Origin of the sequence: Mesorhizobium sp. Root695 (assembly GCF_001428185.1) — a bacterium.
Classification (GTDB): Bacteria; Pseudomonadota; Alphaproteobacteria; order Rhizobiales; family Rhizobiaceae; genus Mesorhizobium.
The window spans coordinates 1-26712 of sequence record NZ_LMHO01000034.1 but is presented as its reverse complement, the minus strand read 5'-3'; the positions used below and the strand labels follow the sequence as shown (position 1 = coordinate 26712).

23 protein-coding genes are annotated in these 26712 nt (G+C 58.5%); 13 read left to right on the top strand and 10 right to left on the bottom strand.

Annotated features, from left to right (window positions below):
* The 9 genes from ASD99_RS23610 (at position 1) to ASD99_RS23570 (ending at position 10856) form a co-directional block, all read left to right on the top strand.
* Positions 1-2652: a Z1 domain-containing protein gene (locus tag ASD99_RS23610; RefSeq protein ID WP_057145097.1), complete on the top strand. Its 2652-nt coding sequence runs from the start codon at positions 1-3 to the stop codon at positions 2650-2652.
* The gene (locus ASD99_RS23605; protein ID WP_200951038.1) at positions 2639-3613 is read left to right on the top strand and encodes a PD-(D/E)XK motif protein; all 975 of its coding nucleotides are present in this window, start codon (positions 2639-2641) and stop codon (positions 3611-3613) included. The genes ASD99_RS23610 and ASD99_RS23605 overlap by 14 nt, the downstream gene beginning before the upstream one ends.
* Positions 3610-5679 (top strand): AIPR family protein, encoded by a 2070-nt coding sequence (locus tag ASD99_RS23600; RefSeq protein WP_057145095.1) that lies wholly within the window; start codon positions 3610-3612, stop codon positions 5677-5679. The genes ASD99_RS23605 and ASD99_RS23600 overlap by 4 nt, the downstream gene beginning before the upstream one ends.
* Positions 5680-6064: 385 nt before the next feature.
* On the top strand, positions 6065-7066 hold the full coding sequence (locus tag ASD99_RS23595; protein ID WP_156389064.1) for a hypothetical protein: 1002 nt from the start codon (positions 6065-6067) through the stop codon (positions 7064-7066).
* Positions 7067-7099: 33 nt separating this feature from the next.
* Positions 7100-7345: a hypothetical protein gene (locus ASD99_RS23590; RefSeq protein ID WP_057145093.1), complete on the top strand. Its 246-nt coding sequence runs from the start codon at positions 7100-7102 to the stop codon at positions 7343-7345.
* A gap of 62 nt (positions 7346-7407) precedes the next feature.
* Positions 7408-8205 (top strand): hypothetical protein, encoded by a 798-nt coding sequence (locus ASD99_RS23585; RefSeq protein ID WP_057145092.1) that lies wholly within the window; start codon positions 7408-7410, stop codon positions 8203-8205.
* Between the two features lie 326 nt (positions 8206-8531).
* A complete protein-coding gene (locus ASD99_RS23580) occupies positions 8532-9161 on the top strand; it encodes a hypothetical protein (protein WP_156389063.1) in 630 nt (209 codons plus the stop codon).
* A 34-nt stretch (positions 9162-9195) separates the two neighbouring features.
* Positions 9196-10371 carry a hypothetical protein gene (locus ASD99_RS23575; RefSeq protein ID WP_057145090.1) on the top strand — a complete coding sequence of 392 codons (1176 nt, stop codon included), beginning with the start codon at positions 9196-9198 and terminating at the stop codon, positions 10369-10371.
* Positions 10372-10436: 65 nt separating this feature from the next.
* Positions 10437-10856 carry a hypothetical protein gene (locus ASD99_RS23570; RefSeq protein WP_156389062.1) on the top strand — a complete coding sequence of 140 codons (420 nt, stop codon included), beginning with the start codon at positions 10437-10439 and terminating at the stop codon, positions 10854-10856.
* Positions 10857-11209: 353 nt separating this feature from the next.
* Here the strand turns inward: ASD99_RS23570 and ASD99_RS33625 are convergent, their stop codons facing one another.
* From ASD99_RS33625 to ASD99_RS23560, 3 genes are all read right to left on the bottom strand, one after another.
* Positions 11210-11656, bottom strand: coding sequence for a hypothetical protein (locus ASD99_RS33625; protein WP_156389061.1), 447 nt, complete (start codon positions 11654-11656; stop codon positions 11210-11212).
* Between the two features lie 75 nt (positions 11657-11731).
* Entirely contained in the window at positions 11732-13195 is a 1464-nt protein-coding gene (locus ASD99_RS23565; protein ID WP_057145088.1) for a hypothetical protein, read from the bottom strand.
* A 204-nt stretch (positions 13196-13399) separates the two neighbouring features.
* Positions 13400-14821, bottom strand: coding sequence for a MobA/MobL family protein (locus tag ASD99_RS23560; RefSeq protein WP_057145087.1), 1422 nt, complete (start codon positions 14819-14821; stop codon positions 13400-13402).
* A gap of 188 nt (positions 14822-15009) precedes the next feature.
* Between ASD99_RS23560 and ASD99_RS23555 the strand changes: the two genes are divergently transcribed.
* The 3 genes from ASD99_RS23555 to ASD99_RS23545 all read left to right on the top strand — a co-directional run bounded on the left by ASD99_RS23555 (position 15010) and on the right by ASD99_RS23545 (position 17746).
* Complete coding sequence (locus ASD99_RS23555; RefSeq protein ID WP_057145086.1) at positions 15010-15309, top strand: hypothetical protein; 300 nt, start codon at positions 15010-15012, stop codon at positions 15307-15309.
* The gene (locus tag ASD99_RS33620) at positions 15296-16069 is read left to right on the top strand and encodes a hypothetical protein (protein ID WP_156389060.1); all 774 of its coding nucleotides are present in this window, start codon (positions 15296-15298) and stop codon (positions 16067-16069) included. The genes ASD99_RS23555 and ASD99_RS33620 overlap by 14 nt, the downstream gene beginning before the upstream one ends.
* Before the next feature lie 192 nt (positions 16070-16261).
* Positions 16262-17746, top strand: a complete 1485-nt coding sequence (locus tag ASD99_RS23545; protein ID WP_057145084.1) for a serine/threonine-protein kinase — start codon at positions 16262-16264, stop codon at positions 17744-17746.
* Positions 17747-17877: 131 nt separating this feature from the next.
* Here the strand turns inward: ASD99_RS23545 and ASD99_RS23540 are convergent, their stop codons facing one another.
* From ASD99_RS23540 to ASD99_RS23525, 4 genes are all read right to left on the bottom strand, one after another.
* A complete protein-coding gene (locus tag ASD99_RS23540) occupies positions 17878-18168 on the bottom strand; it encodes a hypothetical protein (protein WP_156389059.1) in 291 nt (96 codons plus the stop codon).
* Positions 18169-18212: 44 nt separating this feature from the next.
* Complete coding sequence (locus tag ASD99_RS23535; RefSeq protein WP_057145082.1) at positions 18213-18632, bottom strand: hypothetical protein; 420 nt, start codon at positions 18630-18632, stop codon at positions 18213-18215.
* 42 nt (positions 18633-18674) lie between these two features.
* Positions 18675-19733 carry a hypothetical protein gene (locus ASD99_RS23530; protein WP_057145081.1) on the bottom strand — a complete coding sequence of 353 codons (1059 nt, stop codon included), beginning with the start codon at positions 19731-19733 and terminating at the stop codon, positions 18675-18677.
* Between the two features lie 128 nt (positions 19734-19861).
* Positions 19862-20185: a hypothetical protein gene (locus tag ASD99_RS23525; protein WP_057145080.1), complete on the bottom strand. Its 324-nt coding sequence runs from the start codon at positions 20183-20185 to the stop codon at positions 19862-19864.
* Between the two features lie 372 nt (positions 20186-20557).
* Between ASD99_RS23525 and ASD99_RS23520 the strand changes: the two genes are divergently transcribed.
* Positions 20558-22237, top strand: coding sequence for a DNA cytosine methyltransferase (locus tag ASD99_RS23520; protein ID WP_057145079.1), 1680 nt, complete (start codon positions 20558-20560; stop codon positions 22235-22237).
* A gap of 115 nt (positions 22238-22352) precedes the next feature.
* Here the strand turns inward: ASD99_RS23520 and ASD99_RS23515 are convergent, their stop codons facing one another.
* From ASD99_RS23515 to ASD99_RS23500, 3 genes are all read right to left on the bottom strand, one after another.
* Positions 22353-23594: a hypothetical protein gene (locus ASD99_RS23515; protein WP_057145078.1), complete on the bottom strand. Its 1242-nt coding sequence runs from the start codon at positions 23592-23594 to the stop codon at positions 22353-22355.
* Between the two features lie 774 nt (positions 23595-24368).
* A complete protein-coding gene (locus ASD99_RS35530) occupies positions 24369-24941 on the bottom strand; it encodes a DUF2958 domain-containing protein (protein ID WP_413813951.1) in 573 nt (190 codons plus the stop codon).
* Between the two features lie 802 nt (positions 24942-25743).
* Entirely contained in the window at positions 25744-26682 is a 939-nt protein-coding gene (locus ASD99_RS23500) for an IS110 family transposase (RefSeq protein ID WP_057145075.1), read from the bottom strand.
* Positions 26683-26712 lie beyond the last annotated feature (30 nt).

Here is a 26712-nt window from a genome sequence, read left to right as displayed (position 1 = left end):
ATGCTGAGCAGCCTTGAAGGCATGACGTCGATGTACATGGCGTCGCAGAGCGGCGCGCACACGGCGCAATCCATCCGTGACATCATCGCACAACTGTGCGGCACCCCCATGTTTACTGGAAAGGTCACCGAGGCAGAAGCCGAAGACCTCGCCCGTTTGATCGAGGAAAAATACGGGATCAGTATGGGTTTCGGTGCCATTGTCGACGCCGAGGATTTTCGACCTTGGCTGCACGACGCCAAGATCAATGGCGAGATCGGAGATTTCTACTGGGGGCGTTACCGGCAGCTTCTGAACCTCAAGGGCCTGCCCAAGGCAGTGATCGAGGCGACTGACGAGGTGACTGACCGGGTACTCGACCGGTTGGGCGACCCGCGCAACACTACCGCGTGGAGCCGAAGGGGCATGGTCGTAGGGCATGTCCAGAGCGGCAAGACACAGAACTACACGGGGCTGATCTGCAAGGCGGCGGATGCAGGCTATCGGCTGATTGTGGTCATCGCGGGTATCCACAACAACTTGCGCAACCAGACACAAGCGCGAATCGACGAAGGCTTCATCGGCCGCGACACCGGGCGGCTGGCGCATGCCAACAGAGCACAACGCCAGAAGATCATCGGTGTGGGCACCTTCGATCAGCGGGAGTTTCCCGTTTCGCTGACCAATACGCTGCGCGATTTCAACAAGGCCACCGCCACCACAAACACCAGCCAAGTCGGCCAGTACAACGTGCCCGTCGTTCTGGTGATCAAGAAGAATTCGAGCACGCTGAAGAATCTGCTGGAATGGCTGAAGGAGCATTCCGTTCACCAAGGCACGCAGATGGTGCAACAGCCCATGCTGCTGATCGATGACGAAGCCGACAACGCTTCGATCAACACGCGCTATGACAAGGACGAGGTGACGCGGATCAACAGCCAGATCCGCGAACTTCTGTCGCTTTTCCATCGCAGCTGCTATGTCGGTTATACGGCGACACCCTTTGCCAACATGGATGCGCCGTCAAACTATTTCGGGGCGCAGAAGGTGTTCATTGACGCGCGCGACGCGCATGTCCGGCTGATTGCGGACAATGAAGACGTGTTGCCGATGAAGCACAAGATCGACGACCCGGTCGATGTGCTGCCCACCAGCCTGACCAGTGCTGTCCGCGCCTTCATCGTAGCGCGGGCGATCCGAAATTTGCGCGGTCAGCAGGCGGCACATGCCTCAATGCTGATCAATGCCTCAAGGTTCACCGATGTGCAGGGACGGCTCAGGTCACGGGTCAGCGATCTGGTCGCACGTATACGAGATGCAGCAGCCGTGGACGCCGCCAAGGGTGAATCGGCGCTGAGGAACCCCGAAATGGCTGCCTTGCATGCGGTCTGGGAGCAAGAATTCGCCGATGCCGATGGGGCGGATTGGCCCAGTATCCAGTCGCGGCTCCATGAAGTCCTGGTCGCAGCAAAGGTGGTGGAGGTAAACGCATCAAAACGGTCCTCCCCGCTCGACTACGATCAAGGAGGCGAGCATGGCGTTACGGTCATTGCGGTGGGTGGGTTTTCCCTGTCGCGCGGGTTGACGCTGGAGGGGCTGATGGTCAGCTATTTCCTACGCAACTCCATAATGTATGACACCCTGATGCAGATGGGCCGCTGGTTCGGTTATCGCCCTGGATATGAAGATCTCTGCCGTGTCTGGATGCCTGCCGATGGCGTTGGCTGGTACGCCCACATCCACGAAGCCATGGACGACTTGCAGGCACAGCTGAAGCGGATGGAGCTCGCCAAAGCAACGCCGGAACAATTCGGCTTGGCTGTACGCAGTCACCCGCAGGCGCTGATCGTCACCGCGCGCAACAAGATGGGCACCGGAAAGGAATTTCCGGTGAGGGTAGGTCTTGCCGGAAAGCTGGTGGAAACAACGCGCATCCGCACGGATGCCGGGCAGTTGGAGAAAAACCTTGTCGCAGGGATGCAGCTGATCTCGGCGATCCGAGCCAGAAGCGACCTGGTGCTGGAAGAACGCCCCAGAGGACTGCTCTACAAGTCCGTGCCTGTTGCACTGATCCGCGAGTTTCTGCGCACTTTCCGAGCGGATGCTGCCGATCCGCTGACAGATCCAAAGCTGATGAGCGATTACATCGACGCGCGGGCAGAAACGGAACTGAAAGAGTGGGATGTGCTGCTTGCGAGCGCTCGAAAGGAGGAGGCCGCGACCGTTGTATCGGGTGTCAGTCTCATCGCTTTCGAGCGCTCGGTAGATGCTGACAATCTCGCCAAGGGCGTTCTGGCAATCAGTGGTGCGAGCAGACGGGTCGGTTCGGCAGAGGATGAACGCGAAGGCCTTACCACTCCGCAGATCGACGCCGCGCTGGCCGCCTACCGGACGTCGCTTGGCGACAAGCCGCCGCCCGGCACCCTTCCCCCAAGGATATTCCGCGAGGTCCGCGACCGGCCTTTGCTGATCTTGCGGCTAGTCAAACCGAAGGTTGGCCCGGACGAAGCGGATACCGCACTTCCCAAGAGTGATGTCCTTGCCTGGGGCATTTCTTTCCCGCTCAGCCAGATCGCGGGTGGCACCGTCGAATACGTCGTCAACACCATCCGGATGCGCGAGATGTTCGGCGATGATGAACAGGAAGCGGAGGCTGACGTTGATCCCGAATGATACGCCATGGTCGGGGCTGGAGGCCGGAAAGGTCGACACGCGCCGGGTCGATGCCAAGGGCAAGTGGAATTTCTTCTGGGCAGTGATGCCCCGAGCCGATGTAGCCTTGGCTCTGCAATTAACGGAATTGCCGAAGCCATTCCCTGACTTGCCAAAGCTCAAGAGCCTTGAAATCAAATTTCAGACGTTGCCGGGAGGCCCTATCCTGTACATTCGGCTGAAGGACAATGCGCAACTCGAACTGTTCGAGACGCTGTGCCGGGATGTCGTGGCCGCAGGCGAACAGGCAGAAACCGAGCCTGAGGCACTAGGGCGGGCCATCGGGCGGACTTTCCGTTGGCATTACCTTCTGCGGGGCGGAAAGGCCGAGGTTCTTTCCGATGAGGCCCAGAAGGGCCTGATTGGCGAGTTGGAAATCCTGAAACGAGTAATCACCGGGCTTGGACCCAAGGCAGCGCTGACCGCCTGGAGTGGACCTTCCGGGGCACCAAAGGATTTCGAATTGAAATCCGACTGCATCGAGGTCAAGGCGCGTCGTGGCGCCTCGCAGCCTTACGTGAAGATATCAAATGAACATCAACTTGCCGATGTCGCGGATCGGCGGCTCTGGCTTGCGGTCTTGGCTGTAGACAAGGTTCAAAGGCCACATGGCAAGACATTGACCGACTTGGTCGCTGAGATCACCAGTTTCTTGGAGGTCTCGGAGCCGTCGAGCATTCTGGACTGGGATTTGCATCTTGCCGATGCCGGATTCGACCCCCTGCACGACTATGCATCATCGCGGTGGATCGTCTCGGCCCCTGATTTCCATGCTGTAAAGTCCGATTTTCCGCGCCTCGCGGCACCGGTTCCGCTGGGCGTATCAAATGTCACATATGCACTGTCGCTTGCGGCCTGCGCACCGTTCATGACCGAAACCAAGGCTGTCGAGGCAAAGTTGTTCGAGAACCCCCACCCATGACAGTGCTTGACGAGTATCACCAGAACCTGATGGCCGATATCCGGCGCGAGGCTGATGCCAGTGGTGTCATGATGGTCGAGGCCTTCTTCGACCGAATGGCTGAACGGCTGACGGAAGCGGGCGAACTGGAAGTGGCGGACCGAGCATTCTACCAGAATGGCGAAGGCGGGCAGAAACTGCGGATCGACGGCTATGCCGGGGACCCCCGTGATTGCGAGGGCGTCCTTGGCCTGATCGTCTGTGACTTTGTCGAGTCCGATGATGTCAGGACCTTCGGAAAGGCGGATGCTCCGACCATCCTCAATCCGTTGATCCGCTTCCTCAAGAAGGCGCGGACCGAAGAATTTCGGGATGCGTTAAACGAAGTCAGTGCCGCCTTTCAGGTTTCGGACCTGATCATCACGACTTGGTCTCACATTACTAAGGTCAAGCTGATCCTGATCTCAAATCGGCATTACATCGGCCGTGATGATGCGGTGAAGCTGGCAGACGCCGGTGACGTTCCAATCACCTACTCGGTCTGGGACCTTGCTCGTTTCGAGCGCTTCGACCGCTCAGGTCAGGCGCGCGAAGATATGGTCATCGACTTCGCGAAGGACTTCGGCGGACCACTGCCGGCACTGAAGGCGTCGCAGGCGGGGGCGGCACTGGAAAGCTATCTGATGATCGTGCCGGGGCAGCAGCTTGCCGACATTTACGACAAATGGGGCGCGCGACTGCTGGAGGCGAATGTCCGGTCGTTCCTTCAGGCTCGGGCCAAGACCAACAAGGGCATCCAGACCACGATCAGGACGGAACCGGAATTGTTCTTCCCCTACAACAACGGGCTATCTGCCACGGCCAACGATGTGACCTGCATCCAGACAGCGGAAGGGCTGGCTGTGGCCTCGATCAGCAACCTGCAGATCGTCAACGGGGCACAGACCACCGGATCGATTCATGGCGGGCTGAAGACTGCCAAGGACCAGCTTCCTCGGGTATTTGTGCAGATGAAGCTGACCGTGGTGCCGCCCGACAGGTCCGAAGAAATCGTCCCGAAGATATCGGAGTACGCCAACACTCAAAACAAGGTAAACGCTGCGGATTTCTTTTCGAATCATCCATTCCACGTCCGCATGGAGCAGTTCTCGCGTAACGTTATTTTCGCTCCGAAAGAGGGCGAAAGGCATGACAGCAAATGGTTCTACGAGCGTTCGCGTGGACAATATATAAATGCCCGAGTCAAACTTACAGCCGCTCAGCAGAAAAGGTTTGATCTGGAATTTCCCAAGGCGCAGCTTTTCAGCAAGACCGATCTTGCAAAATTCGAGTTTTCAGCAACGGGGCGCCCCCATGTGGTCTCGAAGGGAGCCCAGAAGAACTTTGCGGAATTCGCAAAAGAGATCGGCGAGGCCTGGAGCAAGAGCGACGTCAAGTACGATGAACTCTGGTTCAAACGGTTGATTTCCAAAGCATTGATCTTTCGCCAGCTGGAGTCCCAAGTCCCGAAACAGACATGGTACGAGGGTGGCTATCGCGCAAATATCGTAACTTATGCCATGGCCAAGGTCTTTCATGATGCCAACGGCGAAAAGCAGGTTCTGGACCTTGACGTCATCTGGCGACGACAGTCGGTGCCCGAACCGCTGGTTAGGGCCTTGATGATCGCGGCTGCTGAAGCGCACAACGCCATCACGCACCCGCCCCAAGGCGTACGCAACATGTCGGAATGGGCAAAACAACAAGCCTGCTGGAACGGCTTGAAGTCGCGAAAGTTGGCTTACGATGAAGATTTCGACAGTTGCCTTGCGCCGATCGACGAAGCCAGAACCACAGCACGCGAGGCGCGCAGCAACAAGGTTCTGACTGAAGGAATAAACGCTCAGGCAGAGGTCGTGACATTGGGAGCCGAATTCTGGAATGGCGTGCTTGGTTGGGGCCGCGAACGCAAGCGTCTGACCCCCAACGAGCTGCAAGTCTTGCAGGTTTGCTCGTCTATCCCGCGACGATTGCCAACCGACTTTCAATCGAAGCAGGCGCTGGCTGTCTTGGAGCGGATGAAGGGCCAAGGCTTCGGAGACAAATAGATCAATATCCTTTCGTGTCCGCTGCCTCTGGGAACAAGCATCGCGCCGCTGTAGGGCAGTTTCAGGACGGGAGCCGGATTTTCCGATTCTGATTCAGCAAGTGGCGGGACGTCTCTTTCGAAATTCCGCTTCGTAAGCTGTTGGCTCGATCGTTTACGAAACAAGTCTTCGTAACGATAGCGGCCTCAAGTCGCCGCCGCTTCGAGGGTGCGTCCTGCGGGTCGCCGATTGAGTTCCCCGCGCGTCACGACGCTCGGTGGGACCATCTGGAATGGGCTTTCCGCGTGTTCGAACCGGAAAATGATACGCCGAGATCATTTTCCGCTTGCCGTCGGCCGCCAAGAATGTGATATGGTCAAATCATGAAATATGATTGGAGTATATCATGAAAATACCACCCCCTTGGTCAGCCATCGAAACCGACATTCGGACTGTCATGGCGCTTGCAGCAGATGTGTGCCGCAACATGATCGGGCTGAGACATCCGAGCGGCCGTGGAGATGCGGCGGCAGCGGCATTCTTGGGCATGGAAACCTTGGACGGCGTTGACGGCTTCGTCGTGGAAGAGATCTATCACTCCTTCGTGCGCCGCCCCGATAGCAAGTTCCTGGCTAAAATCGACATCGAAAGAACGCAATTCGCCGACGCCGCGAGACGCTGCTATGACCTGGTCACAAACAAGGGACCAATAGAGCACATCCGCTACGACGATGACCGGGACGATGGACTTCATTGGCTCTGGTATTTCCTGTCGGCCATTCCCGGGGATTCCTATGGCACCGGAGCCTTTGATTATTCCGATCTCAAGCATGATCCGGACTCCAATCTCCGGCTCCTTCACGATCTGACATCTGCGCGCCTCACCCTTGCCGAGTATGTTGACGATCTGACTAAAGCTGACACGTCGTGGGAGGAATGGCGCTCCACCTGCGTGTTCACGCCACGGGATATTTCACTTCTGGGCGACGTGAACATCCGGACGGTGCGGAACGTCATGGGGCCGAAGGGGAACAAGCCGATCCGCACCGAGACGATGGGCGGGAAAGCCTCGCGGTCGGATCTCGTCTGGGGGGATGCGCTCGATTCCCTCGAATGGCTGGCCGGCAGAAGAGGTTTTCAGCCGGGACCCCTTTCGCCACAATGGGTCGACGGGCGGGTACCCGAAATCGGAAGCCTACGTGCGCTGGCAGCGGTGCCCGGCGTCGTCGCATGGATCAACCGCACCACCACGGATGAACTCGCCGCGAAGCTTCAATGGCCCTCCGAAAAGGTCCGGTCCTGGACACGCGGAAAAGATATCGATCCCGAACAGGCGCAGGCGATTTCAGCGGCTGCCGGACTGGATGGCAAAGCCTATGCCAGCGGGATCAAGAGCCTGCTCGGCTGAACTCAATCCTCATCAAGATCGAAGGAGACGACCATGAAGCGCATTCATCCTGTGACCGGAGAACTGTTCCTCCCCTATCGTTATCAGGACGGCAAATTTCGCGTGGCCGACCCGCGCCACGGCGCGGTGAAGCATCACGCCGAATTACAGATTGCAGTCGAGACCGAAGAGGAGCTCGATGCTTACGCCCGCCGCCGATTCCATGTGCGCATGCAGGGGGTGCGCGGGAAGAAGGTCAGCCTGATTTCACCGCAGGAAATCATCTTCAAAGCGGCCTGAGCTGCCACCGCGCAGCACTTGCAACGTCTCGCAAAATCCTGAAAGGCCCGAGAACTCCGATCATGCAGAATACCGACCTGTTTTCGCACTTCCGTCCAATCCTGAACGCCATGACCCGCGCCGATCTCGACAAGGAAATCGAACATCCGGACAGGCTCGTCGTTGCAACCTCGGCGTTTGGCCGCAAAAACATTGAAGTGGTGTACGCGCCCTTCGATCACGTCAATGAAAAAGCCGACATCGTCATCGTCGGCATCACGCCTGGCCGCCAGCAGATGCGGAATGCTCTGCTCGAAGCACATCGTATTGTCAGGGCGGGCGGCAGCGACGGCGAAGCGATGGCGGGCGCCAAGCTGTTCGCCAGCTTCTCCGGAGCGATGCGGTCGAATCTCGTGTCGCTTCTCGACGGGATCGGAATCAACAAGGTGCTGGAACTGGACAGCACGGCCTCGTTGTGGGGCACGGCCAGCAACAGAGTCCAGTTCACGTCGGCGCTCCGCTATCCGGTATTCATCGATGACGGAAATTACTCCGGGACTCCGGCGATTGCATCAACGCCGTTTCTGACCGACCAGTTGCGTCAGTGGTTCCTTCCGGAAATGGCTGTGCTGTCGAACGCTATCTTCGTACCGTTGGGCCCGCAGATCGGCGATGTTCTGGAACGAGCAGCGGCAATGGCAGGCGTAGGTCCTAATCGCGTCCTGTCCGGCCTTCCTCATCCCAGCGGTGCGAATGCGGAAAGGATCGCGTTCTTCCTCGGTCGGAAGGAGCGTGCTGCACTGTCGACCAAGGTTGCGCCTGATCTGATCGAACGCAATCGCGATCTCCTCCAGAGCAAGGTTGCCGCATTGGCAGCCTGAGTAGTTGCGCCGCGCACCAGCGGCGGGACGCGCAGCCAGCGGTCGTGTTTGTCATGAAACAACACTGGCGGCCGGGGCACCTTTCTCTTTCGGGGTGTGAGCCGGCATGGCTATGATCGGCTAATCAAGCCGACGGGCCACGGCTACAGAAGGCAATGAGGCCTGTGACGCCGTGGAAGGAGCGCTCGTTGCGCGCCTCCTGTTCCCGTAGATGCAGGTTTCAATCCTGCTCGTGGCTATAGCCTGCTCGATCTTACAGGCATCCCATGATTGATGCCTGCAAGGAGAGGAGGTACTACCCGACCAATCGCTGCTTCGGGGATACCATGGCATTCAAGACTGGCTATTTCGTAATCACTTCAAAATACCCCGATTTCAATTCCAAGCGGACGCTGAAGCTCGACCCGTTCAAGGACTACTGGCTGGTCAAAGACCAGTTCGATATCGTCGCCGACATCTTCGTCTTCGAGCGCGAGGATGCATGTCGGCGGCTGTATCCCTTCAAGACGGAGTGCAGTCAGAAATACGGATCGGAAGCCAGTATCCGCTTCATTCGATCCTTGACGCGGAAAGGCGCAGCCAAGTGTGGTTTGAGGGGCGAAGGCGAAATCCTCGAATATTTCCGTCCTACCTACGAGGAAGCTCAAAAATACGAGAAGCTAGCTCGCGAAGCGGAACTAACCCGCGTCTGCGAGGACATAGAAAAATACCGAAAGCTGCTGGAGCACACCCATCAGAAATTTCCGAAGATCGATCGCTCGGGCATTCCGGTAAGGAACGCTGAGAACCCTCACACAGAAAGGGTCTATCTCGATCGATATGTATGCGGCCTCGCTCGCTGTGGCGCAATATCGGACAACGCAATGAAAGATTTCCGCGCGTCATTGAGAACCGGGTATTCGGATCACCGATTCACCGAGTTTGCCGATAATATCGCAATGGTGCCGAACGACTGACACGACTCGTTTCCTGGCTGCACTGGATCAAAGAATGGACGAAAAGCTTGCCAAAGGACTAACTCGAGAGGGCTTTCGAAAAGTCGACGAGAGGCACAATCTGGAAGGCGCTGAGGTAGCGCTGCAACTGTTGCGGGGTCATGGCCGCCTTATTGGCAAGCAGAAACTCTCCAAGGCCGCAACTCAGAAATCCTTCGAGACTTCTTTGGAACTATTTGGGCGTTTACCGGATACGGTTTTCATGCAGCATCACGTCGACGCTCGAACGAAGAAGCTATCTTCGGATTTCAAGGCATTCCTCCTCGCCGGAGTCCTATCCTATACCGAAATTGAAATGGAGCACCAGGAACAGGCAATAGCCTATACACTTCTGGCTTTTCAGTTTAGCAGGAGAGAGTTCAAGGCGAGAGAGCTCATCCTGCCGATGATCGTCCGGCAGCACGCGGTCAACAGGTACATCGAGCGTGGAGATCGTACGTTCTCCTCGATCGGTCGAGCGCTTTGGCCGGGGTTGCTCTTCATGGAAGCGCTAATTCGCTGGCATAAGCCGATGGCGCTGCAGCCTTTCATGATACCAACACCGAATGGTGCATTCTTGGGACTGTCGATTCCCGGTGAACCCGGTATGTCGGTCATTCAACAATCCACCTATACTGGGCGGGGCAAGCTAGAAACTACGGATCAGTTCAGAGATTCCAGGAGCCTCAGGCAGTGGTTTCTGAACACCTTCATATCGCTGAACGACATGAGGGACGATCAGATTGCTTTGCGAGAAGGCATCATCGAACTTATCAAGCGCCACGAGGCACTGCTGATAATCCAACATACCATGGGCGTTGGAATATATGATGGGATGGATGTTGAAGTTCGGTTGCCGGATTTCAATTCTAATGACGATGTCGACGCGGCACACGAAAGCGCCGAGAGAGATTTTGCGGGTCTCTTTGGTGGGAACTTGTGGAGAAGTTCTGTCCGCGCCCCTGAACGCGGGATATTCCAGAAAGAAATTGAGTTTCAGAAAAGCCTTGATCGGTATGGGTTGGATGTTCTCATGCGTGCAAGAGGCGTAAGCCAAGAGGATCTAGATCAGGCGCTTCGGGAGATGGATCCGGAGTTTTTTGGGACGTCCGAAGCAGCGCCAAGTGAGCCATCAGGCACGAAGCCAGGATCTCGATCACCGCGGTGGCTCTGCGATCGTACAGAAGGGTGACTGTCCGCCACCTCTGGGAAGTACACATCTGCACTCCCCTTCCACTGGGCATGCGATAAAGCCGAATGGCAGACGAAACACCTTCCGGACCCGATATGCGCGACCTGATGGCCACGATCGGCGAAGTGCTCTTGCTTTGGGGATTCCTTGAAACAGCGATGCGAGAGCGCTTGGCTGTTCTCGGCAACCGCGATGCGGGACACTCAAAGATGGCACTGCTTGTTCGATGGCAACATGAGGAACAGTCGGCAGCGCCGGGTGACCTGCATTTTCAGCAGCTAGTCGAGGACATCATCGCGGCGGCAGCTGTACGAAACAGCCTTGCGCATGGGTTGTCATCCGCGTCGGCAGATCCACGAGAATCAGAAGAGCCACGAGTTGTCTGCCGTGACCGCGACGGAATTGCGATCACCTACTCATTGTCGGCTCTGGAGAAAGCCAAACGGCAAATCCACGATGTCCGTATTCGTGTGCAAAACCGATAGTCTGATCGTCGATGAGCCCGCTGAAGGCAAGGTTGCCGCTCTGGCAGCCTGACAGCCTAAGCCGCAAACGGCGGCAGGACGCGCAGCCAGAGGTCGTGTCCGACATGAAACAACACTGTCGGCCGTAGCGTCTTGCTTTCTCAGGACGTGATGCGGCATGGCTATGGTCGGCTAAGCAAGCCGACGGGCCACGGCTATAAGGCAATGAGGCCTGTGACGCCGTGGAAGGCGGGCATGATTGCGTTGCATGTCCACTATCAGGACGGCTAGTGATGCCTTTTAGGAGATAGAATGGACGAGCGGCTTGCCAAAGGATTCGCTCGGCAAGCGGCCATGCTCCCCGGAAATCTAACTTATCGTTCGATCAACTGGCCATCTTCTGTTAGCCACATACCGTCCGATAGGTAAACTAACCCATCCTCGTCGGCGGCATCGGAAATTTGATTCCATAGTTCAGCCATATCCGACAGTTGCACGCCAAGAGCATCCGCCAAGGATCGTCCCGCTTGCTCGATTTGAGTTTCGCTCAAACCAGAAAACTCGACGTATGGGCGGCCATAGAGATCGCTTGCATGACGAGCCGGCGCTCCAAATGCCGAAAAGGCACTTATAGTGGAATCAATAAGGCGTAATTGATCCGGGTACGGTGATTTACTCCCGTCGTCTTCCCCTGCCGTCGCTGTCATAACAGCATAGAATCCTTGCCGCCGAATTATTCTTAGCAGCACGAAATCAGCAGACGATAAACAATACTGTATCTGGCCCGAATCGAATTTTCCTGACGAAGAAATTGAAGTCATCCGGCTCTCCTTCACGTTGTGATAGTTCTGCCATACAGATGAGTGAGTTTTTGTCTCGCTCGTTCGCATTACCATTCAGCGTCCCTTGTCAGAAATGCGTCCATCTGGCGACATCCACAGTCCATCCGAAACATAGACGTCGTCGCGGCCCTCCCCTCCGAATACGCCATATAGTTCATCTGTACGGTGTCCCGGAGTGGGGCTAGAGCTCCGGAAGCTGGTCTTTCGCTCTGAAATCGAGACAACCATTTCGAAGAGGCGCTGCTCGTGATCGGCCCGATGGGTGCGCAGGAGACGACCATCAGGATCGATCAACTCCCCCAAGCGGCGCGGATCGGGTATCGAGGAACTGACTGCTTCACGATCGTGACCCAAGCTGACGAGTTGCTGCGTCAGGCGTCCGATCGCGTTCCTAGTTTCCTCTTCTGACGGCTCAAAGTTCTTCGCGATCAAACGCACAATTTTACCGCTCGCACCATCGAAAACCACTTGTCCCGCTTTCGATAGGTCGAACCGACACGTCATGCCGCGAAACGAGTGCAATCCGGAAAGCACCGCCAGAACGCGCGACAGCGAGGGGTTGGTCGGCCAGTTCTCACGTTCGAAGAGTAAAGGCTTATCAAGCCCGTGTTCAATTACGATCCAGGATCGATGATGCGCAGAAGCGAATGTGAGCCGTCCTGCCAAGAATTTTGGCCAGACGGCGGCCATGGTCATAACAGCTTCTTGGACTCCAACGTACTGGTCTTCAGTCCAAGAGCGAAGCTGCCGAACGATCGGGCGCTCCTGATGATAATCCAGCGCGGCAGCGGTCAAGATATCGAAGTTCGAAGCAATCCCCTGACTGTTACGGTGCTTCTCGACCCAATCCGACACGCTTTCGGCGTGATCTCTCAAAAGAAGACGACGAGAGACGGCTACAACGTCTTGACCGGGCCCGCCATTGGCGAATTCGTCTAGAATGAGCGGATTTCGGAAGCCTTCCGGAAGCGTGGTAATGTAACTTCTTTCCTGGTCATCTTCATCTTCATATGGAATGCCGAAAAGACTTCTAAGGTGGCTCTTGGCCTCCCTATCAGAACGCTTCTTGCGCTCCTCCATGATCAGATCCGGGTCATCATCATCGTCGAGCCAGAACTCGTCACCATTCGGGCCGTCGTTGTCGTTGTCGTCATCGTGGATATCGTAAAGCGGCTCGTAAATCGCCTGAAACGGACCGCCGCCGAAGCTTGCCAGAACGCCTTGCGGCCGAACAAGAGCCCAAGTGTCGCCACGGGAGCCGTTCCCGTTCAAAGGTGAGGAGTCACGCACCAATAGTCCTACCCATTCCGCATGACAGAGATAGACCCTTATCACCTCCATGACATCGTTCGTCGTCATATGTCGTGCGTTGGTTACATGCAGGAGTGCCTCGAAAAAAACCCGCTCTTGCAATTCGGACATGTGCCATTCGACTCGGCCGCTCTTCAAGAGACCCCACTCGGCCACAAATTTCTCTGATATCTCCTTGGCAATGGAAAGTCTTTCGTCGTCGGTCATGCTTACCCGTTTTTATTGGCCAATGAATGTCTGCTAGCTGTCCGCTATGATTTGGTTGTAAAGGCTGCTTAGTATTTATTCGATGAATGTTTTGGCTCGATCGGATTCCATGAGGAAGCTCACATTCGCCGCCAGCGATGGGTCTATGGCGAGCCATCATATGGATAGTGGCCATGTAGGCCTGCTGCGGCATCCTTCCTTATGTCACGTGGACTTGAGGTAGGGTGGTTTCAGGACCGGAGCGGTATTTTCAGCGTCTGGATTGGCCGCCGGAGGCGCGCCCTCTACGAAAGCCTGTTTCGTAAGCTCCCGGTGGATTTCGCGGCTCGATCTCTGACGAAGGTCGCTTTCGCATCTATAGTCCGCTTCTTGCCCCTGCTGGGGTCTCGAGTTGGCCGCCACTTCGACGGCACGTATGGCAAGCAGCCGATGAAGCTCTGCCCGCGCCTTGGATGACAGTTCGTGATTCAGAACCGTCACGCCGCGAAGCATGGCAGCCACGCTGACGGCGTCCTTGTATGCCTGATCGCCATAGACATTCACTTCCGACCAGCCGTGCCGGTCGGCAGCGGCCGCCGTCTCCACGGCGGCCGACCATGTGAGCCGGCCGCGCAGGGCGACAGAGTCGCCTCGGTCGATGAGTGTGCTGCCGTCCTTCATATCGATCCACAGCAGGCCGCGCTGCTCGTCAAACCGGACGGTCTCGATCGCGGGGATGGTCGTGGCATCAATCCATCCGCCCTGATGCCACGCTCGCAGGATTGCCGCGCGGCGATCTCGACTTCCTGATTTCGCTCTGGCTGGCTCGGCCGGACAGAGGCGACGTTGCCGCCGTTCCCGAATGCGGGCCTCCACCTTCGCCAAGTCGAGAGCGGCGGCGATCTCCTCGGCCCGCGCTGTTTCCCACTCCCTACGCCGCGCTCGGTGGTCCTGAAGGGCCGCCAAGGCCTCCGGCATCTGACCCGTGCGGCCGAACGCCTCAAAGTTCCACTTGGGCAGATCAGGTTCAGCATCCGGAAGATCGCGTTCGCCGTTCGGCCGCGCATCCCCGTCGTAGTCGATGCCGTGGTCCCGACAAAACCCCGTCAGCCGCTCTGCGAACTGCTCGCGGACAGCCCTCCCGCCCCGTTCCCGGAAGAGGTCATTCCAGCTTCGATTCTTCCGCTTGGAGAAACCGTCGCCGTCGATCTCCCTGAGCGTCCCCAAGCCATGCACGTTGATATTGCGCCCGCCGTCGCTTGCTGGGCTGTCGTGAATGTCCACCTGCAACACCATGCCCTTCGCGACAAAGGGGTGATAGACATACCTGACGCAGCCCTCCCACAATTCGGTCGGTACGGCGCGCGGCATGGAAAAATCCACGATACGGGCCTCCTGGGCGTCCACGCGCTTCTCGGCAGCCGCAGCGCGCTGCCAAAGGCTTTGCGGCTCGCGTGTCCAATCCGGCGCACCCTGTGGCATCAGCATAATCGTCTGGAAGTGTTCCGACGCCTTGCGGGTGAAGTTGAAAGCCTGGCCGTCATGGCCGACGAGTTTGCCACACGCCTGGTAGGCAGAACGTTTCGCGGCGGAATGGCCTTCGGCACGCGACACAATCCCCAATTGGGTACGAAAGAAATCGGCCATAAGTCACCTCCCTCGGCGGGATCGGCAACCGCTTGGAATCTTTTTTCGAGCGACTTCCCAACGGGATGTATAGGCGAGCCTGTCATTTCCGATTTCTTCCTTCATGTCACAATCATGTGCCGGGCCTTGCGCCGGCGCAAATCCGGCCAAAACATTCTTTTCGAAGGTACGAAAACCGGAGGGGAGATATGGCCGACACGATCACTCAGAAACTCGAATTGGCACGTCTGCGCGAACGTAAGGCGCGGGCGAGGACGGCACGACTGCGCCGGTCGCTCGACCAAACGAACCGCAGAACACGCAACCAGGTCAAGTACACGCTCGGCGCAGCAATCGTCGCGCTCGCCGAGTCGGGCAAGGGTGAACAGATGGTCGCGGGACTGCGTCGCTGGCTCGATCATTATCTGAGCCGACCCGAGGACCGCGCCATTCTGCGCCATACGCCGTTCTCCCTGGAAACGCAGGAGGCCGACCATGGACGCCAGTGATCCCCACGCCCTGTCCTCGATGCTTCCAGATGTCCAGGCTGATGCCATCGCAGGCGCAGGGGTTACGAAACCAAGAGAACGGAGACGCCTGCAATGCGACGACGTCGCCCGAAACCGGGCGGCGCGTTACGCAAGAAGGCGTCGTATCCCGAAACCAGTCTGGCCGGTGATCGCAGCCCTGATGCTGGTCGCCCTCATCTCCGAACGATACGTGCTTCCGGTCTTCTGGCGAACAAGAAGAAGGCCCCTCATGGATGGCGAAGGCGCTACACGGCAACCAACACTAGATGACGGACCTGGCCTCGTTGGCTTTGCTGATCCCAGCGACACTGGTGGCGCGATCCGGGGCGAAGGGAAACCGCAATATCGGCCGCCGGAGCGATTTCTCGCGAAAGACGCTGCACAAGTGGTTGCGTTTCTTATTCGGAATAGGGGTCGACTGGACAATGAGGCTGTCCGGGCGAAGTGGGATATCATCGACCGCATTTCTCTGCCGCTGGCGGTCTACCTCCGTGAGATTGAAGCGACAGCAGCCTGGGACGATCTGGAAAAGGAAATCTCGGCAGCACCACCGGGTTCGCCGGCTGTGTCACCAGCGGAAATACCAAAGTCGCAACACCATCGGAAAATCCTTCGGCTGCTGCCGGAATGGTCGCGGCGCGGCGAAGAGTTTCTGTCGTCCGTGCCGGCTGGCGACTCCACGCGCACGCCGATTCCGGACGGCGGCGACGAACCTGACACAGAACCTCCGAAGCCGTAAGCCTGGGCCTCTTCTAGGCCTCGCTCTGTTTTCCGATGGAACATTCACCGTGCGTCTTTGTCGCCCCTCCACTTGCGGTCGTCGATAATCCCGATTGATCGTCGCCGCAGTACCCACCAAGCGTTAAGCGCACCGCGCGTCCCAGCCGTGTTATGCGTGGCTTCGATGGAGTTGCCGAGTCGGGGGAAGTAGATGGCCGAAATCAAACTTGAACGTGGGGCCTGGCAGCTCGATGAGGGCAAGCCACTTGGCTCTCCCGGAGGCTTTGGAGAGGTCTTTAGAGGTAGCGGGCAGGACGGAGAAGTTGCCATAAAGCGGCTCAGGTTGACCGCTAGCGCCGCCGCGCACCGGGAAATGAACATTGGCAAAGTTCTAGCTGATCGCAAACTCAAGAACGTGGTGCCCGTGCTTGACTATGGACAGGACGCCGACAGTGACCGCTATTATCTGGTCATGCCGCTTTGCGACTACAGCTTGCAGGACGTGGTAGCCAAGAAAGGAGTCTTGAGCTGGGATGAGGCGAAGGCAGCAGCGCTAGACATCATCGCCGGGCTAATGGAAGTGGGTGACATCGTGCACCGCGACCTCAAACCCGGAAACGTTCTTTGGTATGATGATCGCTGGCAGATCGCCGACTTCGGGATTGCGAAATTTGTTGAGGACAGCACATCGCTAGAAACACTTCGCGGCTCGCTGACACCGCCGTATGCCGCGCCGGAGCAGTGGCTTGGGGAACCTCCCACGAGGGCCACTGACGTTTATGCTCTCGGCTGCATTCTACACGCCCTCCTAAATGGAAAGCCTCCCTTTAGTGGCGATGTCGATACTATTCGGCGTGCTCATCTCAGTGCCCAACCGCCGGAATTGGACGGGATGCCAGCTCGACTAAATGGCCTCGTACATAACATGCTCCGCAAAAGTTCTGCCTCTCGGCCGAACCTGGAGCGGTGCGCAAAGGTAATAGAGGAGGTCATCGACAAACCTCAACGCACGAGCAATCTTGCTCTCGTGGCGGCAGGGAACCTCGTTTCGCAAGCGGAGGCTGCGGCCGAAGCCAAGCAACGCGCCGAAGAGGCTGCCCGGCGCGCACGAACAGCGCTCGCCAATGAGGCCATTGCGGATTTGAGAACAATTCTGGCGCGGCTTTTCGGTGAGATTGAATCGTCGTCTGAGTCGGCGCGCCGTGAAAGGTTAGCTATCAGCCTCGGCCCCGCACACCTGTCTTTTTCAGAACCTGAGCATGCCACCACTGGGAGGCTCCAAGGTGCTCCGGCATACGACAATGGGTGGGACATTGCGGCGTTCGCGACAATCAAATTGCGGTCGGCGATCGAACGATATTCTGCGTCGGACGCTCCAATCTACACGTTCGGCGCGAGTTTGGTATTTGCCTCAACTCCCAAGGATGATGAGTTTCGATGGCGCGAAATGTCGTTTTGGGGGTTCAATTCCGCAAGCGAGTCAACGCCGTTTGCCTTGACCCCAGCAGACCGGGATTTCCAAGTGGCTTTGTCCAATGTATCGGGAATGGTCAGTCTTGCGCACGGTCCACTGGCGATTGACGCCGAGGACGAGGAGGCTTTCCAAGATCGTTGGCTGACGTTGTTCGCCAAGTCTGCGCAAAAGAAGCTCCGCAATCCTGGGCAAATGCCTCTCCCTCCCAGTTTCTTCAAATAGCAGGCGAAGGGCCAGTGAGCGAGGTCGTGTAGCCTGACACACACATACAGCCAGTTTTTGACTCCTGAACGCCAATCTGTCCGCCTGGCTGTTGGTGGCTCTTGGATACAACGCTGGCATTCCAACAGGATCTACCAAGCGAGTTCATGGTGTCTGTCGCAGATGAGCTGGACGGCCATGGTTTCTGCGGTGAGCATGGCTCCGTGCAAAGTCGCGAACAGGTAGCGGAATGGCTCAAGGTCGTTTCCGGATACAACGGCGACGTAGCCAATCTCATCTCCGATCTCCTCTCGACCGATGCAAAGCTCGGTCGAGATTTCCGGGTGTCCATGATAGCGAACCGAAAGGCCCGCCGACCAATCTTCGCCTGGCTCGTGCTGCCAGTTGCTTTGCGAGATCATCAGCGGTTCGCCGGCCAGCATCAGTTGCGGGTCCGTTAGCCAACAGAGGACGTGTACCTTGCTCATCATTGCGATGCCTCGGAGCAAGTCTCAGCGACATGCGAATGGGCTGAGCGGCCGAAATTGGGAGCGTACAGCGGCCCGAACGAGCGGGCGAACTGAGCTTTTGTGAGTGTCGAGGCGTTGGTCGCAAGCCCGATATGACGCCACACGTCTTCGACGGTCATCCCAAACCTGCCCTTCGCTGTCATGAAGGTTGGTCCGTGCTTCGCCTCAAAGGTAGCGATGCGCGCTGCCACCTGAAGGACATTCGCTTCTGTGATCTCACCGTAGCCACATGACATCGACAGCCAGACCAGCGCATCACTGACGGGGTGCCAGCGCTTCTCGTCCTTGCCGTAGTCGCCTGGGTGGGTGGTGTAGAATTCGAAATCGTCTTCGCCGAGCCTTTTGCGGACGGTGCTTAGGTCGAAGTGCAGTGCCATGGAGGTATCCTTTCCTTGAAATGGCTAGAGGGGAATTGCTGATCAGTCATGCTCGGGAGCAGGCAGGACGATCATGTCGACCCTGCCGTCGTCGCGGACGCGGCGGCTGTGTGCGGGCACCCAGATGAGTCGCCTCAGGCTGTGTCGCGGGCCGTAGGCCTGCATCCGGTAGAACGGACGCACATTGATGAGCTTGCTGGGGGTGCAATCGCCCACCGCGTCGGCGGCGATGCGAGGAGCCTGGTATGCTTCCGCCATGACGGTGACGCCGCGCAAGTGAGGAAGACGCTTGATGCGGAAGAACGAGTTCTCGCGCTCCGTTTTCTTCCGGTTCCCGGTTCGACGCCTCGGATCAGTCAGGCCGATGTGCGGGAGCACCTCAAGCTCGCCGTCCTCCTGCCTGTCGATCAGCGAACGATGCTGCGCGACGGCGAGGAAGATCACCTGTTCGATTTCACGGACGAGCTTTCTGATTGCGCGAGGACGCAACCTCAACTGGAGGCCGTTCGACGCATCCCCATCGATGATGTCGATCTTATACGTGACGAAATATTCGTTATCGATGCTGGTGGCACTTACCGGAGCCCCCGTTGCAACCTCAGCATCTCCCGCAAGCCAGGAAAAATGCTTGGCCTTGTTGCTTCCCTGCTGCCCGATGGCCGCAGTAATGCGAAGGCGCCCGCCGGCGTCCGGGGCGACCAGGATTGCCCTGACCTGCATTTTCTCGCCCACCGGAAACGATCCGTGAGGAAGGTCGACATATGCGGCACGTGCGGCGCGGATGTCTTCCTCGGCAAGGTCTCTAACGGAGCCGTTGATATAGCCAGCCCGGAAGATTTCGACGGACTCGGACGTAACCGTTACCGCGATGGGAGACGACTGGAATGCCTCCGGCTCGACGAACGGGCGCATGTCGGCGAAGAAGCCGAGTTCCACCTGCGAGGCAGGGGAGTGCTCGTCGCGACGTGCCAGAAGGCCTGCGCTCTCCCGACAAATGTCCTTCAGCAGCGCGGCGAAATCGAACGCGTGAGTGCCGATTTCGGCCTCGAAGCCAGCTCTCAGGCCCATCGCGTACACATCGAGATAAGGTTTCGGTTTCATGGTTGTTTTTCCTTTCTGTTTCAATCTAAAGTAGAGTAATTGGCCAAAGCTTCGCCGTTCCGGCGAATGCCGGACGCGGCATCACTTGGTTTGAGGGTGATCCGACCGGATCGAATTGATCGGGCCGATTAGTCTTCCGGTCCCCTGCCAACGCGGGGGCGCCAAGCCTTCACGAGGGTGACCACACGCTCTCTCGGCACGAAGGCGTCGGGGTAGATGCGCGTCTGCCCGATCAGCGAAATCAGCCTGACGACATCATTCGTATTGTCATGATCGAGGAGCCAAAGATCGGTTGGGTCGAACCCGCCCAGATTTCCAGCATTCCACCAGGCAAGCAGGAAATTGGCGGCGACGCGGGATGCGCTGGTATCCTGTTCGGCGACAAGAAAGAGGCGCTGCGCGGCGCGGCGACCCTCTGCGAAATCCGACTGTGCTCTTTCGATATGCGTCATTCACACCCCCAAATTTGTTGACGGAATGAACGTTACGCCGCCGGACTAGATCCGCGCTGCCAGCCATCGGTTGAATCTTCACGAGAATATTTTCAGCCATAGGTTTCAGTCGCACTGGCTGGATGGCGATGACGAAAGCCGCAGCGAATCAGGGGCGCGTAAATGTCACTCAAGCCATTGAAGTGGCAGTAACTTTTTGAGGTTGGGCATCGATGCGCGCCTCCGTGTGCATGCGCCTAGCGCACGCGCGCAGCATGTATTTCGAAAGGGCATTCGCTCGGGGGAGAGCTCAATGCTACGCAAGGTCACTGCGTACGTTAAGACAGCCGAAAACCTTCTGGCGTAGACCTGCCTCGTTGGCGGGAGGCGCACATGGCGGGGCTACGGGCGGTCGATCTCTTCTGCGGTGCGGGTGGCTTTGCCCTCGGCCTTAAACGAGCGGGATTCGAGATCGTCAAATCGCTCGATTACAATCTAGCGGCCCTTGCGGTTCATTCAGCAAATCTCGAGGAGATTCCTCGCGGACTGCTGCCTAGGCTGCCGATCATTCCCCCTTGGCGTGGCAAGAAGCGCCCGCCTTTGAGAGGCCGCCTTAGCGAGCACAGGCGGGTTGTCCAGCAAGCAAATCTCATGGACGTCCTCAGCCACGGACCGGAAATGGCAACCATCCGTCCGGACATCATTGTCGGTGGGCCTCCCTGCCAGCCCTATTCGCGTGCTGGACCGCAGATGGGGGATGGTGATTGGCGATCCTCGCTAACCGAAGCGTTCGCGATCATGATCGCGTGCGGACGTCCACGCTATTTCGTGATGGAGAACGTCCCTGAAATCACGAAATCGCACGCCTACAAACGCGTAGTGGAGATGTTCAGGGCGCTGGGATATGGGCTGACCGAAACTGCCGTCGATGCGAGCCTTTATGGAGCCGCTCAGGGCCGTAGTAGGTGGATCTGTGCTGGCGCCTTGGATGACGCGGACGGCTGGTTGCTGGAATACCTGGAACAGTACTCTGCAGTCCGGCGCCTGACTGTCGCCGATGAGCTTGGGCCGACGTTTGGCGCAACGCTGGAGGACATTGTGATTCCCGGTCGAGCGAGGGTCACAGAGGTCCAGCCGAAGACCCCAGACGGGAAGTTTGCTCGCGAAGGCGGGCACACACGCCTCAAGGATCGGGATGTCCAAATCGCGCTGAAGTCACTTCCTACCGACCGCTTCTATTTCTGTAGACCGGGCGGGGCACAAACGCCCAACGTTCGGGTGATCCGTGATCCCAGCCCCACCGTCACAGGCAAGTCGACGGGCGGCGTAGGAAAAAAATACGAGCCGCGTCCAGTCGACTGGATTGATCTCCGGAAGCTGCCGCAACCGACTTTCGAGGAGTTCTCCAAACTCTGCGGTTTCCCGCCGGATTGGAATTGGGATGTCTCGGGCTATCGCACGGCGGTGTCCTTCAACAACATATTGGCGTCAGACTCCCCAACTCAGACCGAGATCAAACAGATGCTCGGCAACGCCGTTGCTCCTCCTCTCGCCGAATGTATCGGCCGGGCAATCGTCGACCATGCGCTGGCTCGCATACCTGGGCCACGATCGTCGAAGTGCCTGAGGGAGGGGACGGGTGATCCGGCACAACATGAAGGCGCAGTTTTTGAGGTGCCGGAAACCTATCCGAGCTGGCTGAAAGCGCATCGTTCGCTTAAGCGGCCGAAAGATTTGTCACAGGAACTGTCGAACCTTAGCAGGGCAAAACGGGAAGTCGCTGCGCGCGCACTCGCCTCGACAAGGGACGAGTTGGCGGCGCTGGACAGGGTGCTCCAGGTAGCGTTGGCTCCGCTGAATAGCAGTATGAAATCGTCTCTTCGTCGGGCGCTCCGCGACTTCGCTGACTGGGAAGACCAGGAGGGTGCACGGACAGCGGAGCTAAGACGCCAGAGGAAGGCGCGCAAGCAAGACCGGAAGTATGGAGCGACTTTTGCGCAGGGTCAGGTTGAGGAGCTCGAATGGAGGCAAACACAGCGACCGTTGAGGCTTGGTCGGAACAGGGCAGGCTGAGAGCGTCACAGCCGACGCCGTGCAGACCGTACGATCTCACCCAGCCCCTTGTGGGCAGGGTATCCCACCATACACCGTGACGAATCGTGAAACGTAGCGGAATTGCTCGATTCTCTCATCGGCCTACGTCCTGCCGCGCTTCTCGCATCGCCTTCGAAATCTGACCCGCACTGCACCCGAAACGTGCGGCCAGGTCGCTCACGCCCATTCCCTCGGATGCAGCAAGATACAGTGCGGCGTGTCCCATTCGCAGCCGCGCTGCCTGTTGGTCCTCACGGGATGCCGCGCCCCGGCGGCGACGGGACTCACGCCCTCGCTCGGTAGTCAGTTCCCGCCGCCGATCCTCGTCGATCAAGACACGCAGTCCGGCGTCGCGCTGCTCGGCCGGTTCGATCCCCAGCCAATCCACGATGGTGCCAGAGCGCATGCGATAACGGGAATCAACCTCGCGGCCGCTGAACGTGATCTTCTTGCCGACCGCCGCATCCTTTGCACGACGCATTACTGCTCCGAGACGCTCCCTGGTGTGCCGCTCGGTCCACCCTGCCGCCTCGTCGGCGAGAGCCGTGATCTCGCGCTTCATCACCGCTTCCGGAGCCAACCAACTCATTGCGTTCGCGGCGCAGAAGAGCCAAGCGTCCCGTTGGCCGGCCGGGAATGCGCCCTCCGGGCAACGATGAGCGCGAAGCCGCTGAAGGTCATCCAGGACTGTTCCCCAATACGTGGCGGCCGTCAGATGACGGGCGGGGACCACGTGTCGGTCCTGTCCAGCGCCACGACGCTTGGCGCGTTCGGCCCGCAACAAAAAAAGCTCTCCGCGCGTGAACGGCAACACCTCGTCAGCAAGGGAATCGAACATGTATCGGTTCGGCGCCTCCGGCGATCCCTGGCACCAGATCATTCCAACAGTCCGGCGATCCCATTCGGCCTTGCTGTTGATGCTGCCTGCAAGCCGGAACACTCGCGCAGCGTCGAGCGCCCGCTTGTCAGCGCCGTAGGGTTTCAGGATTTCAGCCAGTTTCTGCTGAACCAGGTTCCAGCGTGGCAACGCCACACGGGGCAACAACTCGTGCAGCCACACCGCCAGCAGCCCGCGCCCGGAATTGAGAACATAGGAAGGCTGCGGCAATCCCTCGTTCTCAAGCGTCATCTGGACCGCGCCCAGCACCGCAGCCGGGCTTCGGCCGGCCCAGGCTGCCCGTGTGATGTAGTCGAGATCGACGTAGCAGGCGCCGAGTGCGGCCAGGCGGGCGATGAGACGCCAGCCGTGAAACGCATGTTGCGAGACATAGATGTCGGCCGGCTCGTCTTGCCGGATCAGGTTCTCGGCAAAGTCGCGCGCTTCGGCAATGTCCACTGTGAATTCATGCCAATGCTTGTTTCCGTCCCAACGACGTTGAGCAAACGAAACCGTTCCGTGTCGGCGGCCGCCGGAGCGACCGTTGGCAGGATGCAAAGCCTGAATCTGCTGGACGGGACCGAACGCGCGAAAGCGGGCTGATATATCTAATAGTTGACATTTTTTGGCTTCGGTGAGGCGTCGATCGGCTGGGAGAAATCCCAGCCGGGCGCTCACCCGTCAGCGGAACGGGGGAAGTTGATTTGTGCGCGGCCGTTCGTCATCATGAAACTCGCTACCCAAACACGCCGCCCGGAGGGAACCCCTTCCCGAAGATGGGCGGCGTGATTATTGGACGCCGCCTTTAAGCATGCGTCCAGCGCCGGCCGGGGTCGGCGCAAGGAAAAATGCAGCGTATAAAGCGCAGGCGACAGGCGCGTCCGGGAATCGGACACGAGCCGCGACGACGCCGTAGCAAATTCGCGACGCCGAGATCGGTCAACCAGGCAGCCGAAGGAGTGTCAGTATAGCGCCGCGAAGCGGGACACGGGACCGACGGCCTCCGACGAGGCGACAATTTGATAGGCCGGAATCGGCCTGTTTTTTCGCCTTCGCGCAATAAAATTTCGCGCCTGGAGGATCATAGAGCGACGGTTTCGTCCTCCTGTGGGTCTTGGGTCACGGAAAAATAAGGAGCAATAGGCGACCGCAGCCGGTCGCCTCACCCGAAAGATCAAGCCGACGACGTCCCGAAAAGCGACTTTTCCGGAACGCCGGGCATGGCTCGGAACGTCAGGTCATGATCCGGCCGAGCAGCCGCGCATTCGCAGCGTATTCGGATAGCGTTTTTCTCGCTACGAAATGCCGATCGACTTCGACGGGCAGGCCGTACCGGCTGCGATAGGCTGAGAGTTCGGATAGACTGACGTAGCCAAGTTCCGCAAATCCAAGGCCGGGATCGCAGAGTCCGAATGCGTGATCAGGCTCTTCCGGATCGATTTCGGCAAGAAGCCAGGTTGCGTAACCTTCGGGCACGAAAACCTTGACGACCGGATAGGGATCGATGGATTTGCCCGAAACAGTCATCCGACCATTCGCGAGAAGCCGGGCGAGCAGTGTGGCCGGGATCATTGTCCGCCCTCCTTGCTGACCCGAACGACCAACCGACCAGAAAGCGGCATGGCTGCCAAGCTGAGATTGAAGCCTTCGCCGTCCCGGTGAGCCCATGCGGCTCCGATGCAAGTCCAGCGAGCGGCGTCGCCATCGCCTTCGACGGCGAACACGCCGTGCTTGGGAGCTTTTCCCGATCTCTCGGAAGCGGTTTCTTTCCTTGCCATTTCGACCTCCTTTGGTCGACTGCACCATGCAGCCGTTCCGGAAGCCGGCCACGGCAGGAAAGTGACGCTAGCTGACCGCCGTCAGGCGCGCTCGCGCTTGGTCATTAGCGTTGCGGAACGGCTGACCGTAAGAAGGCGGAGGGGAAACGGTGCTGATGTAGCTCGTCGTGGTTGCCGCAAATTTGAAGGAAGTACGTGCAGCCTCGGATCGGCAAAGGGGATGCCGGCGCGCCCGGTTTGGTAGGATCCGCGGTCGTCGATTAACTACGCTAGATTCTGCCAGTGGTATGGACTTGGTATAAGCCAGAAACGCACATTGGAAGGCTCGCCTGCATAGAGGCCAGTATCATTGGTTTGCAAAGGTTTGAAGCGCGCCGGAGAGGATGAAACCGGGCACCGCTATGTCATTGTGACGCCTTTATAATTCCAAATGGAGGATTTCACTAGGTGTTTAGTCCCTAAGAGCCTGCCTTGGTGGTAGGCCGGAAGGCCCTCCTTTGATAAATTCCCTTTCATGGACTTGGCGTGCACGGGGCGCGCGGATGCGGAGGGCGGCACATTTGGGGCTATTCAAGAATCTCTTCGGCGCCGCCGACCGTCCCGAACCTCCTCAGGAGACTTCGCCCCGCGTTGTCACGGGAGCCTACGCGCCGGGGGATATCCTGTGCCACGAATACGTGGTCGGGCTTCTCCTCGGACAAGGCGGGATGGGAGAGCGACTATCTGGGGTGTCAAGTTGCAATTGCGACCTCGTTGCGCGCATCGCGTGCTTTTGCATTGAGGATGACCAGGAGTTTTCTGGCGAGTGGGGAGAGCGACTATCTGGGGTGTCAAGTTGCAATTGCGACCTCGTTGCGCGCATCGCGTGCTTTTGCATTGAGGATGACCAGGAGTTTTCTGGCGAGTGCGATGCGGATGAGCATTTTGGGCTTTCCCGCCTGTTGCAACCGTTGAGCGAAAGCTTTGAGATGAGGATCGAATTTGGCCACGATGGCTGCGACGATGAAGAGGATGCCACGCGGCCCGGCGCGTCCGCCTCGCACATGCCTGTYGCCGGTGCGCTTGCCACTATCGTTGGCGAAGGGAGCGAGGCCTGCCAGCTTGGCGATGGCCTTGTTGGAGATGAGGCCGATCTCKGGCAGTTCGGCCATCAGGCGGGCGACGGTGCGTCCGGCCACGCCCTTGAGCGAACGAAAGGCCCGCTCCAGCCTAGCCCACAGCGGATCGTCATCGATCATCGAGGCAATCTCGCCTTCCAGGCGCCGTTGCTCGCGCTTAAGGAAGGCCAGCATCGCCTCGATGCTGGCGCATACCTCAGCGTCGCGTGCGGCACTTCTACGCTGTTTGTTGATGGTCGCATCGCCGACAATCTGGCAAAGCCGGCCAACCAACGCGGCAAGCCGCTGCTGGGCAGCGCTTGGCGGCGGCGTCGGCACCGTGTTCTTGACTGCGCCGTAATGGGCGATGACAGCAGCGTCGATCCTGTCGGTCTTCTCAAGATAGCCCATCGCCTCGGCGAAACGGCGCACGCTCTTGGCATTGACCACGCCGCACGGCATGCCGTGCGCCCACAAAAGCATGAACCCCAGCCGCTCATAGCCGCCGGACGCCTCCATCACCGTGAGGGCTGCACCATGGCTGCGACAGAACAGCCAAAGAGCTGCGATCCCGGCCGCGTCGTTGGCGAAGCGCTCTGCCGCTCCGCCCGGCCAGACATGCGCGTCCAGCCAATCTTTCGAAACATCAACTCCACAAATAATCTTGTTCACGGTAACCTGCCTTGTGCGTACGGTTGGAAC

Coding starts and splice junctions, on each gene's coding strand:
- ASD99_RS23540 (WP_156389059.1), bottom strand. CDS start 18,168: ATGCTGGCCGGCGAACCGCTGATGATCTCGCAAAGCAACTGGCAGCAC.
- ASD99_RS23575 (WP_057145090.1), top strand. CDS start 9,196: ATGGACGAAAAGCTTGCCAAAGGACTAACTCGAGAGGGCTTTCGAAAA.
- ASD99_RS23530 (WP_057145081.1), bottom strand. CDS start 19,733: ATGAAACCGAAACCTTATCTCGATGTGTACGCGATGGGCCTGAGAGCT.
- ASD99_RS23560 (WP_057145087.1), bottom strand. CDS start 14,821: ATGGCCGATTTCTTTCGTACCCAATTGGGGATTGTGTCGCGTGCCGAA.
- ASD99_RS35530 (WP_413813951.1), bottom strand. CDS start 24,941: ATGGTGCAGTCGACCAAAGGAGGTCGAAATGGCAAGGAAAGAAACCGC.
- ASD99_RS23610 (WP_057145097.1), top strand. CDS start 1: ATGCTGAGCAGCCTTGAAGGCATGACGTCGATGTACATGGCGTCGCAG.
- ASD99_RS33620 (WP_156389060.1), top strand. CDS start 15,296: ATGGACGCCAGTGATCCCCACGCCCTGTCCTCGATGCTTCCAGATGTC.
- ASD99_RS33625 (WP_156389061.1), bottom strand. CDS start 11,656: ATGACTTCAATTTCTTCGTCAGGAAAATTCGATTCGGGCCAGATACAG.
- ASD99_RS23520 (WP_057145079.1), top strand. CDS start 20,558: ATGGCGGGGCTACGGGCGGTCGATCTCTTCTGCGGTGCGGGTGGCTTT.
- ASD99_RS23525 (WP_057145080.1), bottom strand. CDS start 20,185: ATGACGCATATCGAAAGAGCACAGTCGGATTTCGCAGAGGGTCGCCGC.
- ASD99_RS23595 (WP_156389064.1), top strand. CDS start 6,065: ATGAAAATACCACCCCCTTGGTCAGCCATCGAAACCGACATTCGGACT.
- ASD99_RS23585 (WP_057145092.1), top strand. CDS start 7,408: ATGCAGAATACCGACCTGTTTTCGCACTTCCGTCCAATCCTGAACGCC.
- ASD99_RS23600 (WP_057145095.1), top strand. CDS start 3,610: ATGACAGTGCTTGACGAGTATCACCAGAACCTGATGGCCGATATCCGG.
- ASD99_RS23555 (WP_057145086.1), top strand. CDS start 15,010: ATGGCCGACACGATCACTCAGAAACTCGAATTGGCACGTCTGCGCGAA.
- ASD99_RS23580 (WP_156389063.1), top strand. CDS start 8,532: ATGGCATTCAAGACTGGCTATTTCGTAATCACTTCAAAATACCCCGAT.
- ASD99_RS23590 (WP_057145093.1), top strand. CDS start 7,100: ATGAAGCGCATTCATCCTGTGACCGGAGAACTGTTCCTCCCCTATCGT.
- ASD99_RS23545 (WP_057145084.1), top strand. CDS start 16,262: ATGGCCGAAATCAAACTTGAACGTGGGGCCTGGCAGCTCGATGAGGGC.
- ASD99_RS23565 (WP_057145088.1), bottom strand. CDS start 13,195: ATGACCGACGACGAAAGACTTTCCATTGCCAAGGAGATATCAGAGAAA.
- ASD99_RS23535 (WP_057145082.1), bottom strand. CDS start 18,632: ATGGCACTGCACTTCGACCTAAGCACCGTCCGCAAAAGGCTCGGCGAA.
- ASD99_RS23570 (WP_156389062.1), top strand. CDS start 10,437: ATGGCAGACGAAACACCTTCCGGACCCGATATGCGCGACCTGATGGCC.